Origin of the sequence: Halobacillus ihumii (genome assembly GCF_902726645.1) — a bacterium.
Lineage (GTDB): Bacteria > Bacillota > Bacilli > Bacillales > Halobacillaceae > Halobacillus_A > Halobacillus_A ihumii.
In genome coordinates, this window is sequence record NZ_CACVAO010000001.1 from 2896549 (window position 1) to 2911979 (window position 15431).

The following is a 15431-nucleotide window of genomic DNA, read 5'->3' on the forward strand; positions in this document are numbered from 1 at the left end:
GAGAGACGCAATGCTGAAGACGATTTGTTTTTTCTGTAAAAAGAACTATACAATTGATCGCTCAGATACTCAGTATCAAAAGATTCTTAAAAGCCCTGAAACGCGTTATGTGTGTAAAAGCTGCAACCAATCCATGCAAAAAGAAGCCCAGGCAAGCAGCGGGTTAAATCCGGATGATATTGACAAATATGATAAGTATTTGCGCTAGAATATGAGAAATAGGTGATTAGGATGTTCAGTAGTAACAGAATAAACTTAAGGAAAGCAACTGAGAACGATGCGCCCATTTATCATAAATGGAGAAATAATCCGGTGGTAATGGAGAACACGAGTCCAAATTTAGATGTTTACACTCAAGAAGAGACGGAAGGTTTCATAAGGGAGATTACTAATTCCATCGATTCAAAATGTTACATGATTGAACTAAAGGATCAAGATCAATCAATAGGCATTGTCTCTTTAATTAATATCGATTATAAGAATCGAAACGCAGAGTGCATAATTGATATTGGAGAGAAAGATTATTGGAGTAAAGGATATGGCCGGGAAGCTATGGAGCTAGTGTTAAACTATAGCTTTACAGAAATGAATTTACATAAAGTGTATTTGAGATTCTTTTCGTTCAATCATAGAGCGATGAAGTTGTACGAGAAGTTAGGATTCGTGAAGGAAGGGGAGCAAAAAGAACATATATTCAGGAACGGACAGTGGCATGGGGTTACCTTGATGGCTATTTTCCAAGGAGATTATTTGAAAAGCTGAGGGTCAAAACAGAAAAGACATAGGAAGTATAACAGTCCTAACCTTTCTAAACATATATATCCCTATATCAGCTGCCTGCTTTAGCGAACCATAAACAAATAGAGTACTCTTAATAGGAATTGTTCTCTATTTTTGCAAGTGAGGGGGATTTTTATTAAAAAGAAATGGGTTGTAGCTGGGATGATTTTAACAGCCCTCCTATTTTCCCTGTATGGGACTTATAAGCTGATGAATTCAAGGACAGTTCAGTTATTTGGAGGGTTAACAAACAGAGTAGTAACAGATGAGAAAGTGGTGGCTCTAACGTTTGATGATGGCCCCACAAAGAATGTAGAAGACATTCTGCCCCTACTCGACAAATATCAGGTTAAAGCTACCTTTTTTGTAGTAGGAAAAGAATTGGAGAACAACCTTGATATAGGAAAACAACTAGTGGAAGCGGGTCACCAAATTGGAAATCATACCCATTCTCACGAACCCATGATCTTCAAAAGGTACTCCACGATAAAAGAGGAGGTTGAAAGGACTAACCAAGCCATACGGGCAACGGGTTTTAAAGGCGAGATTGATTTTCGTCCCCCGTATGGTAAAAAGCTTGTCACCCTGCCATATTATTTAAATCAACATCAGGTAGAAACGATTATGTGGGATCTTGAGCCGGATACTTATTTCTCTTCAGTGGAGGATAAAGTGAATTACGTAAATAAAAATGTCCAGCCAGGTTCAATTATTCTGCTGCATCCTATGTATGACCAGACCAGGAATGAATGGAGAACGATTGAAGGGATACTGCGTTTTTTGACTCAAAAAGGATATAAATTTGTTACGGTTAATGAATTGCAAGCTATGGGTGACGAATAAAAACCATAGATTTCCTGTTTCAAAAAGATTAAGGAAGAATCTATGGTTTTAACTGAATGGTAACGCCAACGAACTAATACTTATTTGGTTGTAACTTCCATTCGTTGCAGGACAGAAGGTCTGTGCTCACTTACTATAATTTATTAGCCTGTTTCAGCTCAAAAATCCGAAATTCATATCGTTGAAGTTCTATTTGTGATAAGTTAGCCTTCATTTTTTTATTAAGTGTCGATCCATCGGCTATCGTCCACTCTGTTATTTGCTCATAATTGGTAGAGAATACTTGTTTACTGGACAGTAGTTTAGTACTTTCACTATTGTTTATTATAAAAATAAGACTGTGTTCCGAATTGAATTTTTCATAAGCGATACAGTTCTGCTCATCATCTGAAAAGATAAACCGGAACTTACCGCCATTTCCAAACACGGGGTTATTTTTACGGAGATCGATAAGCATTTGTACATACTGAAACATTTCCCTGTCCTGATTCTGTTCATCCCATTCCATGCACCCTCTGCAGCCGGGATCATGTCCGCCAGCCATTCCAATTTCATCACCATAATAAATACAAGGTGTGCCGACAAAGGACATCTGGAACAAATAGAGAAGCTTCACCCGTTTTCGTTCCGCATTTGCGAGTGTCAAAATTCTTGGTGTGTCGTGACTATCAAGTAGATTAAATGAAACCTCATTCACATTGGCTGGATACATGTGGAGAACCTTAGTAATGGAACTCATAAACTCTGAAGCCTTAATTTCTTCTTTCGCAAAAAAATCAATAGCCCCATTTGTGAATGGGTAGTTCATAACGGCATCAAATTGATCTCCTTGAAGCCAAGGCATAGAGTCATGCCAAATTTCCCCGAGAATATAAGCTTCAGGCTTTACACTTTTTACCGCTTGTCTGAATTCCCGCCAAAACGCGTGATCCACCTCATTTGCAACATCTAAACGCCAACCATCTATATCAAATTCTTCGACCCAATACTTTGCCACCTTCAGCAAATAATCCTTTACCTGGGGGTTTTCTGTATTAAGTTTCGGCATTGAAGGGACAAATCCGAATGTGTCATAATTCGGTTGGCTCCCTTCAGGTGATATCGGGAAATCCCATAAATGGAACCAATTCTTGTATTCGGACTGCTCCTGTTTTTTCAATACATCTTGAAATGGTGGGAAATAATAGCCGCTATGGTTAAATACTGCATCCAGCATAATGCGAATCCCGCGTTTATGGCATTCTTGAACTAAACGCCGGAAAGTCTCCTTATCCCCAAACTGAGGATCGATTTCCATGTAATCAATCGTATCGTATTTGTGATTGGAATACGCTTTAAAAATAGGAGTAAAATAGATTCCGTTAATGCCAAGCTCCACTAAATAATCCAAGTGATCGATCACACCTTGGAAATCTCCTCCAAAAAAGTTTGTCGGGGTTGGTTGATGGCGTCCCCAAGGTAAAGTACCTTCAGGGTTCAGGGTGGCATCCCCGTTCTCAAAGCGTTCGGGAAATATTTGATACCATATTGTGTCTTTCACCCAGGAAGGGGCATGAAATACATCGATAGAGTTTACATACGGGAAACAGAAATAGTTTGCAATCTCCTTAGGCAGGGAGGAGAATATGCCGCCCTCTGTATAAAAACACGTTTCAGAACCATTGGTACACTTAAATCCATATCGAAGCCGGTGAAATTCTGGTGTAACGTCGATAAACCAATAGTCATGAAGACTGGTCGACCCGGATTTTATCATGTTTCTGCTCGCTGTCTGCCATTGTTCATTTTTCCAGTCATATGGATCTCCGAACACAAGTGACACAGCGTCCATATCATTTTTCTTTGTCTGTAGCGTAATGTGAAGGGTATTGGAGTCATACGCATAGGCGAAGTTATCTTTTGGACGATGGTAAATGGCTTCTTTTATCATGTGAAACTCTCCTTTCATAAGTACAAAAGCTTCTGAATGTTATAGTTGAATGTTGCTTCATCATATAGAAGATAGAAAAACACCCCGTTTTCCAGACAGGAAAACGGGGTTGTTGTTACAACAAAGCATTGCCCTCATATTAGATACTATTAACTTACTGAAAGCACTCTATCTTGTCAATGAACTTTATTGCCAATTTACGATGACTGTATCCGTTCCTGTTGCAGGTGTTGTATAGGTATGGTTTGAGCCGCTCTCCCAAACTACATTCCCAGAGCTATCTTTTTTAATAAATTTGTATTCTATTTCTTTACCGGCTGGGACACTAATATCGTAGTACCAAGTAGGATAGTTATAAGCTACTTGATTAAACATTGGTCCGATTGCGTTATCAGGATCCCAATTGCCTAGCTCGTTAACATTACCAACTATATAAACATTTTCTCCAGGCTCTGTAAAAGCATTATTTACACCAAATCTTACGGCTATTTGTTTACCTGTTAATACTTCAAATTCATCGTACTTGTTGCTGCGAATATCATTAGCACTTGTCACAGTAATAGGATACTTTCCTGCGGTTACATCTGGAACACTAACTTTAATTTCTGTATCCGACCAGGATAGGATGTCTGCATTTGTAGAACCAAATTGAACACTGCCTTCTGATGAGCCATAACCTTCTCCACTAACTGTAATTGTGTTTCCTGCTTTTCCTGTCATCGGCCCAACATGTCCAATGATTGGAGTGGCAGAGGGATCTTTAAATTGCCAAACGGCTACACTTTTTGGACTTAACTGAAACGAATCAACAGCACCATGTTGATTTATTGAAATAGCATTGCCGTCTAATATCTGGTCAAGTTCATCATTATAAGTACCCTCGGGTAAAGAGGTCTTTAAATTAATGATGTTTTGAGGGGAATTTCCACTGTTTACAGCCGTTAGTACAATGTTATTGCCAAACTGTCTTTCATAAATATAAACATTAGAATTGATCCAACGTTCTTCGGTATCCCCATAGCCAAGTGCAGGGTTTGATTGTCTCACCTGTGCTAATTGGCTGATGATTTCATAGGAACTTGTGGATCTTTCGAAATTCTTCATAGGCTTTCGATTATTAGGATCATGACTGCCTGTCAAGTACTGTTCAGTTCCATAATAAATGGTAGGTACGCCGCGGGATGTCAATAAGACTGCTAAAGCTATATCCGTGGATCGGTTTGAGGAATCTTCGTCAGAAAAACGACTCATGTCATGGTTATCAATAAACGTTACTTGGTCAATAACCTCATCATAATTTTCTGCTGTATTCTGAATCATTGAATTAAAATCATACCAATTGGCTGAACCATCTTTTAATACCTCTCTAATGGTTTGCCCATATCGAAAGTCAAGCAGGCTCATTCCGCTTTCATTAGCGAAATAATGATTTTTTTGAGAGACTTCTCCTTTACCTAAAAACCATTCACCGAAAGTGAATACAGGACGGTGGCTGTAGATTTCGCTCATCAACGATTCTTGCCAACCTTGTGACATGTGTTTAACTGCATCTACTCTAATGCCATCAATACCTCTGTCCAGCCACAGCTTAATAGATTCTTTTAAATATTGATCGACTTCTTCATTATTTAAATTATAATCTGCTAAGTCGTATAAGTTTCGATAAATACTGTCTTCATAAGAGGAAAAATCAGTTCCGCCATTATGATGAAAAAAATTCTCATTGTCGTTTGAATAGGCAGCCAATAAATTTCCGTTATCATAGACAGCACCATTTTCTGCATAAGCAGGGTCTGTCTCAAGAGCTGGAGAAGAGTGGTTCGGGGTGAAATCCATAATCACCTTAATTCCATTTGCGTGCGCTGTATCAACTAATCGATCAAAATCGGAAAGGCTTCCAAAATACGGGTTTGTTTTTTTGTAGTCCCTTGCCCAGTAGCCATGATAAGATGTATAGCCACTTGGGTGTAAGGCATAGACGTTTTCTACCGGCTGGGAGATCCAAATAGCTGTAATTCCCATATCTGTTAAATAACCATCGTTTATTTTTTCAATGATCCCTTGCCAGTCACCACCGCAATATTTATGAAGATTACTGCAATCTTCACTGTAAATATCCCCCGTAGGATTATTCTCTGGATTACCATCATAAAATCGATCCGTTACAATTTGATAGATTACATCATTAGAGTAGTCGACATCACTAGATGCTTCGGAAGGGATGGACGTAAACATAAGCGTGCTGAGGAATACAAAAGTCAGAGCAAGCGATTGCATAAAAATGCTGATTACTTTAGCCAACAGAATCTCCTCCTTAATTAGTGTATCCTTTTTCGCGTAACCCCCCTTTCCATAAAATAAACCCCGACTTTTAAGAAAAAGTCGGGGTTGTTTGCAGTGAACAAAAGCATGGCCCTCGGATTTTATTCATTAATGCTTCCTGCTGTGATAACTCTATTAATACGCGAGTGTAACGCTATTGTACATAGATAAATATACCTATTTATTAAATCCTCAAAAAGAAATCGCACAACACAGCGGATCTTTTCAAAAAAATCAGATATTTTACTGAAACCGCTTGCAACTAAATTGAATTAACTGTAAAATGATTTTCAAATTGGCAGGCAAGCGATTGCACAAAATTTTCGCAAGTTCTTGCTTAAGGTACAAATTTAATTTTAAAAGGAGAGATCGCATGGAAGGAAGAAGGTCATTTATTTCGTTTTTTGCATTTCTGTCATTACTGTTGTTGTTAGTGGCGTGTGCGCCAGATCGTGAAGAGGTAACAAGTGAGCAGGACACAAGTTCTGATGGGACTGCCGAAAAACCTGAGGAGCTGACAATTTGGGCAAACGATGAGGAGAAACAATTGGCAGCTATTGAAAAGATTGCGGCAGATTACGAAGAGCAGGAAGGAATTAAAGTAAATGTCGTACCAAAATCAATGCTGGATCAAGTACAGGAATTATCACTTGCTGGTCCAGAGGGAAATGGCCCTGATTTGTTCTTTCAGCCTCATGACCAAATTGGAAATATAGTAGCGCAGGGGCTTGCAGAACCTCTTGATTTATCAGAGGAAGCGTTGAGCGGATACACTGATGTGGCGGTTGAGGCTGTCAGTTATAAGTATGACGGTGAAACCGCTATTTATGGGGTTCCGGCTGTTCTTGAAACGTACGGTATTTTTTACAATAAAGACATTGTATCGGATGCACCTGAAACGATTGATGATTTAAAAACCATTCTTAAAGAGCATACCAATCCATCAAAAGACGAATATGGATTCTTAATGAAACCTAATGATTTATATTTTGCTTATCCTTTCTTTAAAAACTTTGGCGGTTATATATTTGGCGGCGAAACGGGTGAGTTTGATACGACAGACATTGGTTTAAACAATGAGGGGTCTGTAGAAGGCGGTAAACTGTTCCAGTCCTTTTTCGGTTCAGAAAAAATTCCACCAGGAACAACGACAGATGTTGTAGATGGTCTTTTCACGGCTGGAAAAGTAGGTGCAGTGATTAATGGGCCATGGAGTATCGCAGGATATAAAGAAGCTTTGGGTGACAGTCTTGGCTTTGCACCATTTCCAAAAATAAATGGGGAAACTGGTAAGACATTGGTAGGAGTGAAATCATGGATGGTTTCTTATTACTCTGAGAATAAAAATTGGGCTCAAGATCTGGCTCTATTTATGACAAACGAAGAAAATCTCCAATATTATTTTGAAACAGCTGGTGAATTGCCAACCAATACCAATGCTCTTGAATCGATTGAGGATCCAATCTATAACGTATTTGCGGAACAAGTGAAATACGGCGTACCTATGCCTAGTACACCGCAAATGTCTCAAGTGTGGGAACCGATGAATAATGCATTGCAGTTCATAGCTGAAGGAGAAGATGTACAAGCTGTTTTGGACGAAGCTGTGAATCAGATTAAAACAAAAATACAATCTAGCGGGGCAAGTCAATAAATCTATGTTGAAAAGAAGTGGCTGGGACAAAAGTGTTTTTATCAATTGAAAATCCGAACTAAGCAGAAATTACGATTGCGTATAAAACTCGCTACGAAAATATACTTCGCTTTCCACGGGGGGCCGTTGAGCCTCCTTGTGCTGGCGCACTGCGGGGTCTCACCTTGGCCTTTTCTCCCGTAGGAGTCTACGTATATTTTCTCCGCTAAACGAATACACCGTTCGTCTCTCGCTTAAAAAGTAAAGTTATGTCCCAGCTCCTTTTTTTCAATCATCATCAAAGTAGAAAGTAAATCCAGACGTATGAAAGGAGGCCTATTCATTGGCTATACCAGATCTGAAAGAGTACGAAGATAAATCAAAGAGAAAAAGTCCAAGGAAAAAACAACATAATCCCAAAGTGGCCATGATTTTGTCCATACTATTTGCAGGGCTGGGACAACTGTATAACCGCAGATTATTAAAAGGGTTTACTTTTATTATCGTTGAATTGGCTTTTATAGTAACGCTGCTAGAATCGATAAATTATGGACTATGGGGCTTACGTACCCTAGGAACCATTCCGGGGACTGATCATTCTATCCGGTTATTAGTTTTCGGTGTTCTTTCTTTAATTGGTGTTTTCTTTGCTTTATCTCTTTATATTTATAATGTGGTGGATGCAAGGAACCAGGCGCGTAAGATTCAGAATGGCTGGAAACCAATGGGCTTGAAAGAGAGTATGAGGACGTTTTATGATCATGCGTTTCCGTATTTAATGACATTCCCAGGGTTAGTTCTCATGATTTTTGTCGTGATTTTTCCGTTGCTATTTTCAGTGCTATTAGCGTTTACGAACTACAATCTATATAATTCTCCGCCTCGAAATCTAGTAGATTGGGTAGGCTTCGAAAACTTTGTAAATTTAGCCACCGTACCTATTTGGCAAGACACGTTCATCAGTGTATTTTCATGGACCGTTGTCTGGACGGTGGTAGCCACTACACTTCAAATTGGTCTTGGTCTATTTCTTGCTTTGCTTGTTAACGATCCGCGCATTAAATTTAAAAAATTAATTCGTACGATTCTAATTCTGCCATGGGCCGTACCTGCATTCGTTACGATTCTAATCTTCTCTGCTATGTTTAATGATGATTTCGGTGCCATAAACAGGGATATTATCATTCCCCTCCTTGGTGGTGACGGCCTGCCATGGTTGAGTGACCCGTTTTATGCCAGAATTGCGATCATTATGGTACAGACGTGGCTAGGATTTCCATTTATTTTTGCCTTATTTACAGGTGTGCTGCAAAGTATTTCGAAGGATTGGTATGAAGCAGCAGATGTAGATGGCGGTTCCCGTTTGCAGAAATTCAGACATATTACACTTCCGCATGTCATGTTTGCAACGGCCCCGCTACTCATTATGCAATATGCGCAGAACTTTAATAACTTCAACGTGATCTACCTGTTTAATGAAGGTGGACCTCCTGTGCGAGGGCAAAATGCCGGCGGGACAGACATTCTCATTTCCTGGGTGTATAAACTTACTTTTGACACCAATAATTACAGCATGGCAGCCGCAATTTCCATCATTATGGGCTTATTTGTCTCGGGATTTGCGTTTTATCAGTTTAGACGGACGAGATCATTTAAAGAGGAGGGGGAAATTTAATGAATCAAAAAAAGAAATCAGTTTGGGAAGTTACAGCCATTTATATCATACTCGCGATTGTGGCTATTATTATATTTTACCCTCTGGCATGGACAGTTGGGATGTCCTTTAACCAAGGAAGCAGTTTATATTCTTCCTCGATCATCCCGGAATCCTTCTCTTTAGACCATTATAAGTGGCTGTTTAGTGAAGAAAGTGATTATTTATTATGGTACAAAAACTCTCTGATTGTTTCTTTAGCAACTGCTATAGGCAGTGTGATTCTGACCTCACTGGTTGCTTATGCTTTTTCCCGCTATCAATTTGTGGGAAGAAAAAATGGGTTATATGTATTTTTGCTTTTACAAATGTTTCCGGTCATGATGGCGATGGTTGCTCTATACATTTTCTTAAATATGATTGGCTTGCTTGATACACTTACAGGCTTAATCCTTATCTATTTGGGCGGACAGATCCCTTTTAACGCTTGGCTTGTTAAAGGGTACTTTGATACGATTCCTCGCGAACTGGACCAAGCTGCCCGAATAGACGGTGCTGGTCATTTAAGAGTGTTCTGGAGTATTATGCTTCCGTTGGCCAAGCCAATTCTGGCGGTTGTTGCACTGTTCAATTTTATGATGCCTTTGTTTGATTTTCTGCTTCCAACCATCGTGCTTTCAAGCGCGGACAATTATACATTGGCGGTTGGACTGTATAATTTTATTAACGACCAGTTTGCTAACAACTTTACGAGATTTGCTGCAGGATCGATTCTAGTGGCGGTTCCTATCGCAGCTGTGTACCTTTACCTTCAACGATTCCTTATCTCCGGATTAACAGCCGGAGGGTCAAAGGGATAAACTTATACATGAGAAGCATGTCTAGGTTATTAGAAGGTCAGAATGGTATAATAAATCACACATATATAGAAAATTTTTAGTAGAGGGTGAGAATGTTGGTAACAATTAGTGACGTAGCAAAGGCAACGGGTGTATCATCCTCTACTGTGTCCAGAGTCATTTCAGATAATCCAAGGATTAGTTTGGCTACTAAGAAGAAGGTACGTAAGGCGATGAAGGATTTGGGGTATTATCCCAATATTAATGCGCGCAACCTAGTCGTGAAGTCAACAAAGGCCATTGGAGTAATCATGCCGGCATCGGCTGATAAAGCTCTGCAAAATCCATTTTTCCCGGAGATTCTGCGTGGAATCAGTTCTGTGACACATGACATGCAATATTCCCTTACCCTTTCAAGTGGGAAAACGGAAGATGAAATATTTACTGAAGTTCAGCGAATGGTATATGGAAGTTACGTAGATGGTGTCATTTTGTTGTACTCGCGAGTTAATGACCGGGTAATGAATTTTCTGCGGGAAAAGGACTTTCCTTTTGTTATGGTAGGAAAACCTTATGAACACAGTGCTGAAATTACACACGTTGATAATGATAATCTAACAGCAGGGAAAGAGATTACAGAACATTTGATTAAACAGGGCCATGAGCGGATTGCTTTTATTGGCGGCTCAAAGGATTTATTTGTAACGATGGATCGTGAAACAGGCTATGAGGAGGCCATGGCCAACCTCGATATTCCAAACTTAGAGGAATACAAAATTCATACTGAATTTCTGAAGTCAGGTGGACGCGAAGCTGTTGAACAATTATTGTCGCTTAAGGTGCGGCCAACTGCAGTTGTAGTTAGTGATGATTTAATCAGCCTAGGTGTTTTAAGTACACTGGAAGAATATGGTCTTCATGTTCCACGGGATATGTCGCTGGTTAGTTTTAACAATGTTTATTTATCTGAGATTACCCGGCCTGCTTTAACTACGGTTGATGTAAATATTTATGAACTCGGCGTCCAATCTGCTAAGGCATTAATCGAGAAAACAGTAAATAAACACGAGCCTGCGAAGCGGATTATAATTCCATACAAAGTTGTTTACAGAGATTCAGTAAGTAAACCTTTGTGAAAGGGAAGGTTTCGTCTGTTGTAAAAAAAGGAATGGTTGAACTAAAGAGGGGGAGAGGTCATTGCCTACTGTATATGACTATGATGTAAAACAAACGGATGGTGAGATGAAATCACTGCGAGATTTTGAAGGACGGCCGATGATTATTGTGAACACCGCGAGCAAATGCGGATTTACCCCACAATTCAAAGGACTTCAGGAACTGTATAACGCCCACAACAATGAAGGGTTGGAGGTTTTAGGGTTTCCTTCTGATCAATTTAATAATCAAGAGTTTGATACGATGGATGAAACGATGCAATTCTGTCAGAGGAACTATGGGGTCAGTTTTTGGATGTTTGATAAAATCAATGTAAAAGGGGATGAAGCTGATCCGTTATTTACATTTTTAACGAACCAGCAAAAGGGAATTATCTCTTCGGCCATCAAGTGGAATTTCACCAAATTCCTCGTTGACCGTAATGGACAGGTTGTGGAACGCTATGCTCCTACGACTGATCCGAAGAAAATTGAAAAGGATTTAAAGAAGATACTATAGATGAGTGAGAACCACACAAATGGAGTGTGGTTTTTTTATATTTTGAAGCATAGGGAAAAGGTGAACGAGGAATCTATTAGAAAAGTGACTGGCTGACTAAAAAATAGCGAAAAGGTGATGACTTTGGTCTATGAACTATTCAGCTTTTATAAGGAAAACATGTCTTTTTGGAATGTTTATTTTAAACATATGAAAAAATGGCTGGTTATTCTTTTATTTTCAGCGGTTGTCATAATCTCGTTAGGCATGCTATTCGTTTCCTATTGGATGGGGGTTGAGTGGTTCATACTGTTGAGCTTTATCCCAATTGGATTATTGATGCTTTACGTAAGGAAAGAAAAAATCAGGATTACAAAGGAAGTCTACCACCAGGAATCCCAGTTAGATGTTTTTTATAAAAAGAAAGAGCAGTTCGCAGAGTATCTTCAACAAAGCGGTATTGTGGAACCGTATCAGTTCGAGTATTTGATACAGTTAATCGATAAAAAAGCTCAAGACTTAAAGGTTCCTTTTCTAATCAATTGGGGAATTATGACAGCTATAGCAGCTCCTGTCTGGATCCAGTATATTCAGTATTTATTTTCGAATGAGATTACTAGCCTTCAGGAAGCTACGGGGACCTTGGGTGTTTTAATGTTGTTTATTATAGTGTTGCTGTATGCGGGTTCTCTCATCAGGTCTTTCGTTGTGGGTGAACTGCTCAATGGTGAATATAATCGGATGCGGCAAATGGGAAATCTGGTTAGAGATATTTATCTTGTTAAATTAAGTAGGGAGCATCAAGGCAAGTTTGGTTCAAAGCATAGGGGAGAGTAATTAAACCTATATGGTACTAAAAAAGCTGTCTCCTAAGAGCGGTGGTTATGCTATAATGGGAGAGATAGTTGTTAGAATTATACTGCTATTTAGCAGGTAGAATAGGGTGTCGGCTAGTCCCCATGTCACATCGTTGAAGGGGGTGATGCCTGTGAGCACTTATGAGTCACTCATGATTATGATCGCGTTTAGCACGCTAATCGTGTCGATCATTGCTTTAGTTGTGGCGATTATGCGCATAAAAAAATAGACCCCCTATTCTAGTCAGCGGGTGGGTCTATTTTTAAACTAGGCTGCACCTTATTCAAAAGAGCAACTATCAAGAGGGGATCACAGTCGCAAGCTGTGGTCCCTTTATTTATGTGTATCCTTTTTCTGTCTTTATCATACCACATTTTCAGAAAAAATTTAACTGTATTTACGAATTATGCGTGTGTTATTTCTTTTAATGCATCTTGAACGGGGACATAGTCATAACCGAGGTCGCGTGCAACGGCTTCATACGTAAGGTTTCCGTTTACGGTATTTAGTCCTTGTTCGATCGCTTTGTTTTCCTCAATGGCCTTGACAACACCTTTAGAGGCAATTTGTAACGCATAAGGAGCAGTTACGTTTGTTAATCCGATGGTAGCCGTGCGTGGAACAGCACCTGGAATGTTGGCAACCGCATAATGAAGGACGTCATGTTTTTCGTAAATTGGGTCATCGTGTGTTGTGATGTGATCAACCGTTTCAAAGTTACCGCCTTGGTCGATCGCAACGTCTACAATAACAGAGCCTGGTTTCATGGATTTGACCATATCTTCTGATACAAGTTTAGGTGCTTTAGCTCCTGGGATCAGGACGGCGCCTATAACAAGGTCGGAATCTTTGACTGATTCAGCAATGTTGAAAGGATTAGACATCAGTGTCTGCACGTCAGAGCCGAACAGATCATCCAATTCGCGTAAACGGTTCGGGTTTAAGTCGAGAATGGTGACATGTGCGCCCAGTCCAACAGCAATTTTGGCTGCGTTTGTGCCGACAATTCCGCCGCCGATAATCGTTACTTTTCCACGATTGACACCAGGGATGCCGCTTAAAAGAATTCCTTTTCCGCCATAAGATTTTTCAAGATATTGGGCTCCGATTTGTGAAGCCATACGGCCTGCCACTTCACTCATTGGTGTCAGCAATGGAAGGGTATTGTTAACGGTAACTGTCTCGTAAGCGATGGCAGTTACTTCGTTGTCCACTAAAGCTTTCGTTAATTCCGGCTCTGCTGCAAGGTGCAGATACGTAAATAAGATGAGGCCTTTACGGAAATAGCCATATTCAGAAGGAAGAGGTTCCTTTACCTTCATGACCATTTCTGCTTTTGTCCAAACGTCTGAAGCGCTTTCAATAATGGTGGCGCCAGATGCTTTATATTCTTCGTCTGTAAAATTACTGCCAACTCCTGCATTCTTTTCAACTAAAACTGTATGTCCAGCCTTCATGATGTTGACGACACCTGATGGGGTGATGGCTACGCGGTTTTCATTGTTCTTAATTTCCTTCGGGATGCCAATAATCATCTCTATTCCCTGCCTTTCTTAGTACGTGTTACAGCCAGTATATCTCGCGTTTCCGTTTTTTGATTTAGGAAGATTACACAAAATAAAAGAGATGGTTTGTGTAAAATCACAAATCATCTCCTTCCATTTCGTGAATAAGTAAATCTAAATATAAGGTGGTTTTCTGATTAGGGTCTTTTAAATCGATCGCACCGATTTCCTTGATCCTTTTCAGTCGATAATTCAATGTATTGGTATGAATGTGCATGTCTTCAGCAGCCTTATGAACATTGCTGTTGCAGTCCAGAAAAACTTTCAGGGTTCCGACAAGTTCAGACTTGTGCTTGCGGTCATAGTCATACAACTTTTCAAGAAAAGCATTTCGATACTGCTCACGGCTGCGGAGGGAGGCTAACTCATTGATAAATTGATAGATCCCAAGCTCCTGATAATTGGATACTTGCTGCAGGGCCCGAGGGAATTGTTCTTTCAGTTCGAGAACTTTCAAAGCTTGCTTGTAGCTGTCACTAACGTGTTCCGGCGAATCGTATATGATCCCAAATGATCCTTTCACGTCTTCAAATTGTAAGCGTTCCTTCATCTTTTGTGTAAAATCATGAATAAAGGTATCACAGATACGGGCAGCATCTTCTGTTACGTCAGATCGTACTAATAAGATCAACTGATTTTCGTCAAAAATTCGACTGACGATTCGGGTTTGTTGAAGGGTTTCCGTTAAGTAATAGGCGTGACGCTCGACGGATTGATTCATATTCTCATCGAATTCAAATACGGCCACACAAAGCTGCCCCGATAATCTTGTTCCAAACCGTTTAGCATGACGAATAATTTCCGGTTTGTAGCGAAGAGTGCCTGTCAGAAGCTGCCAGAAAAATTCCTTCTGGTTTTCTTCTGACTTTCTTTTTTTTACTTGATGATGGAGCAGGTGGCGGCTGACCAGCTTGGCAGCGTCCTTGATCAACTGTAAATGGTGGTCGGTAATCGTCACTTCATTCGCTTGTGCCCAAATAAACCCGAGCACATCTTTATTTTTCCGAACAGAAACAGCAATCCGGTTGCCGAGGCCAATTTCATCAATCGGGTCAACTACAATCGGTTCTCCGCTTGCGAATAACTGCGACATAATCCCATGCTTCCACAATCCATTAATGACACGTTCTGGAACCTTGCGCCTCATGATGGTAGCCGTTCTCGCTTCATCCACATTATGTTCATGCTTACTATAAGAAACGATCCGATGGTTAGGGTCTTCAATGGTGACAGGACAGCCAAGAATCTCTGCGATTCGATCGGCCAGACCGTCTGGTGACTCCGGTCCATCTGAAAATCCGGTTAATTGACTTGATGAATGGCTCATACCTGTGGCTCCTTCACTACCTGATTA

Annotated in this window: 14 protein-coding genes; 10 read left to right on the top strand and 4 right to left on the bottom strand. The window is 40.1% G+C overall.

The window, feature by feature from the left end; translation table 11 throughout:
* Window positions 1-10: 10 nt before the first annotated feature.
* The 3 genes from G6R08_RS14395 to G6R08_RS14405 all read left to right on the top strand — a co-directional run bounded on the left by G6R08_RS14395 (window position 11) and on the right by G6R08_RS14405 (window position 1623).
* Window positions 11-208, top strand: a complete 198-nt coding sequence (locus G6R08_RS14395; RefSeq protein ID WP_163528815.1) for a DUF2197 domain-containing protein — start codon at window positions 11-13, stop codon at window positions 206-208.
* A 23-nt stretch (window positions 209-231) separates the two neighbouring features.
* Complete coding sequence (locus G6R08_RS14400; protein WP_163528816.1) at window positions 232-762, top strand: GNAT family N-acetyltransferase; 531 nt, start codon at window positions 232-234, stop codon at window positions 760-762.
* A 153-nt stretch (window positions 763-915) separates the two neighbouring features.
* Window positions 916-1623: a polysaccharide deacetylase family protein gene (locus G6R08_RS14405; protein ID WP_163531330.1), complete on the top strand. Its 708-nt coding sequence runs from the start codon at window positions 916-918 to the stop codon at window positions 1621-1623.
* A gap of 133 nt (window positions 1624-1756) precedes the next feature.
* On the opposite strand, the gene G6R08_RS14410 is transcribed toward G6R08_RS14405, so the two are convergent.
* Together G6R08_RS14410 and G6R08_RS14415 are read right to left on the bottom strand one after the other, a co-directional pair.
* Complete coding sequence (locus G6R08_RS14410) at window positions 1757-3553, bottom strand: glycoside hydrolase family 13 protein (RefSeq protein ID WP_163528817.1); 1797 nt, start codon at window positions 3551-3553, stop codon at window positions 1757-1759.
* Window positions 3554-3739: 186 nt separating this feature from the next.
* A complete protein-coding gene (locus G6R08_RS14415) occupies window positions 3740-5830 on the bottom strand; it encodes an alpha-amylase family glycosyl hydrolase (RefSeq protein ID WP_163531331.1) in 2091 nt (696 codons plus the stop codon).
* Window positions 5831-6248: 418 nt separating this feature from the next.
* On the opposite strand from G6R08_RS14415, the gene G6R08_RS14420 reads away from it, so the two are divergent.
* The 7 genes from G6R08_RS14420 (at window position 6249) to G6R08_RS22145 (ending at window position 12741) form a co-directional block, all read left to right on the top strand.
* Entirely contained in the window at window positions 6249-7529 is a 1281-nt protein-coding gene (locus G6R08_RS14420) for a sugar ABC transporter substrate-binding protein (RefSeq protein WP_163528818.1), read from the top strand.
* A 406-nt stretch (window positions 7530-7935) separates the two neighbouring features.
* Complete coding sequence (locus G6R08_RS14425) at window positions 7936-9183, top strand: carbohydrate ABC transporter permease (protein WP_163531332.1); 1248 nt, start codon at window positions 7936-7938, stop codon at window positions 9181-9183.
* Window positions 9183-10022: a sugar ABC transporter permease gene (locus tag G6R08_RS14430; RefSeq protein WP_163528819.1), complete on the top strand. Its 840-nt coding sequence runs from the start codon at window positions 9183-9185 to the stop codon at window positions 10020-10022. Before G6R08_RS14425 ends, G6R08_RS14430 begins: the two co-directional genes overlap by 1 nt.
* 92 nt (window positions 10023-10114) lie before the next feature.
* Complete coding sequence (locus tag G6R08_RS14435; protein ID WP_163528820.1) at window positions 10115-11137, top strand: LacI family DNA-binding transcriptional regulator; 1023 nt, start codon at window positions 10115-10117, stop codon at window positions 11135-11137.
* A gap of 61 nt (window positions 11138-11198) precedes the next feature.
* Window positions 11199-11675, top strand: coding sequence for a glutathione peroxidase (locus G6R08_RS14440; RefSeq protein ID WP_163528821.1), 477 nt, complete (start codon window positions 11199-11201; stop codon window positions 11673-11675).
* A 123-nt stretch (window positions 11676-11798) separates the two neighbouring features.
* Window positions 11799-12491 (top strand): hypothetical protein, encoded by a 693-nt coding sequence (locus G6R08_RS14445; protein ID WP_163528822.1) that lies wholly within the window; start codon window positions 11799-11801, stop codon window positions 12489-12491.
* Window positions 12492-12642: 151 nt separating this feature from the next.
* Entirely contained in the window at window positions 12643-12741 is a 99-nt protein-coding gene (locus tag G6R08_RS22145; RefSeq protein ID WP_240339729.1) for a putative holin-like toxin, read from the top strand.
* A 175-nt stretch (window positions 12742-12916) separates the two neighbouring features.
* Here the strand turns inward: G6R08_RS22145 and ald are convergent, their stop codons facing one another.
* Window positions 12917-14047 (bottom strand): alanine dehydrogenase, encoded by a 1131-nt coding sequence (gene ald / locus G6R08_RS14450; protein WP_163528823.1) that lies wholly within the window; start codon window positions 14045-14047, stop codon window positions 12917-12919.
* Between the two features lie 106 nt (window positions 14048-14153).
* Window positions 14154-15404, bottom strand: a complete 1251-nt coding sequence (locus tag G6R08_RS14455; protein ID WP_163528824.1) for a PucR family transcriptional regulator — start codon at window positions 15402-15404, stop codon at window positions 14154-14156.
* Window positions 15405-15431: the final 27 nt, after the last annotated feature.

Excerpts from the sequence above, each read along its gene's own strand:
- G6R08_RS14395 (WP_163528815.1), top strand. The coding sequence starts at position 11 with ATGCTGAAGACGATTTGTTTTTTCTGTAAAAAGAACTATACAATTGAT.
- G6R08_RS14425 (WP_163531332.1), top strand. The coding sequence starts at position 7,936 with ATGATTTTGTCCATACTATTTGCAGGGCTGGGACAACTGTATAACCGC.
- ald (WP_163528823.1), bottom strand. The coding sequence starts at position 14,047 with ATGATTATTGGCATCCCGAAGGAAATTAAGAACAATGAAAACCGCGTA.
- G6R08_RS14410 (WP_163528817.1), bottom strand. The coding sequence starts at position 3,553 with ATGATAAAAGAAGCCATTTACCATCGTCCAAAAGATAACTTCGCCTAT.
- G6R08_RS14430 (WP_163528819.1), top strand. The coding sequence starts at position 9,183 with ATGAATCAAAAAAAGAAATCAGTTTGGGAAGTTACAGCCATTTATATC.
- G6R08_RS14455 (WP_163528824.1), bottom strand. The coding sequence starts at position 15,404 with ATGAGCCATTCATCAAGTCAATTAACCGGATTTTCAGATGGACCGGAG.
- G6R08_RS14400 (WP_163528816.1), top strand. The coding sequence starts at position 232 with ATGTTCAGTAGTAACAGAATAAACTTAAGGAAAGCAACTGAGAACGAT.
- G6R08_RS14435 (WP_163528820.1), top strand. The coding sequence starts at position 10,115 with ATGTTGGTAACAATTAGTGACGTAGCAAAGGCAACGGGTGTATCATCC.
- G6R08_RS14420 (WP_163528818.1), top strand. The coding sequence starts at position 6,249 with ATGGAAGGAAGAAGGTCATTTATTTCGTTTTTTGCATTTCTGTCATTA.
- G6R08_RS14415 (WP_163531331.1), bottom strand. The coding sequence starts at position 5,830 with ATGCAATCGCTTGCTCTGACTTTTGTATTCCTCAGCACGCTTATGTTT.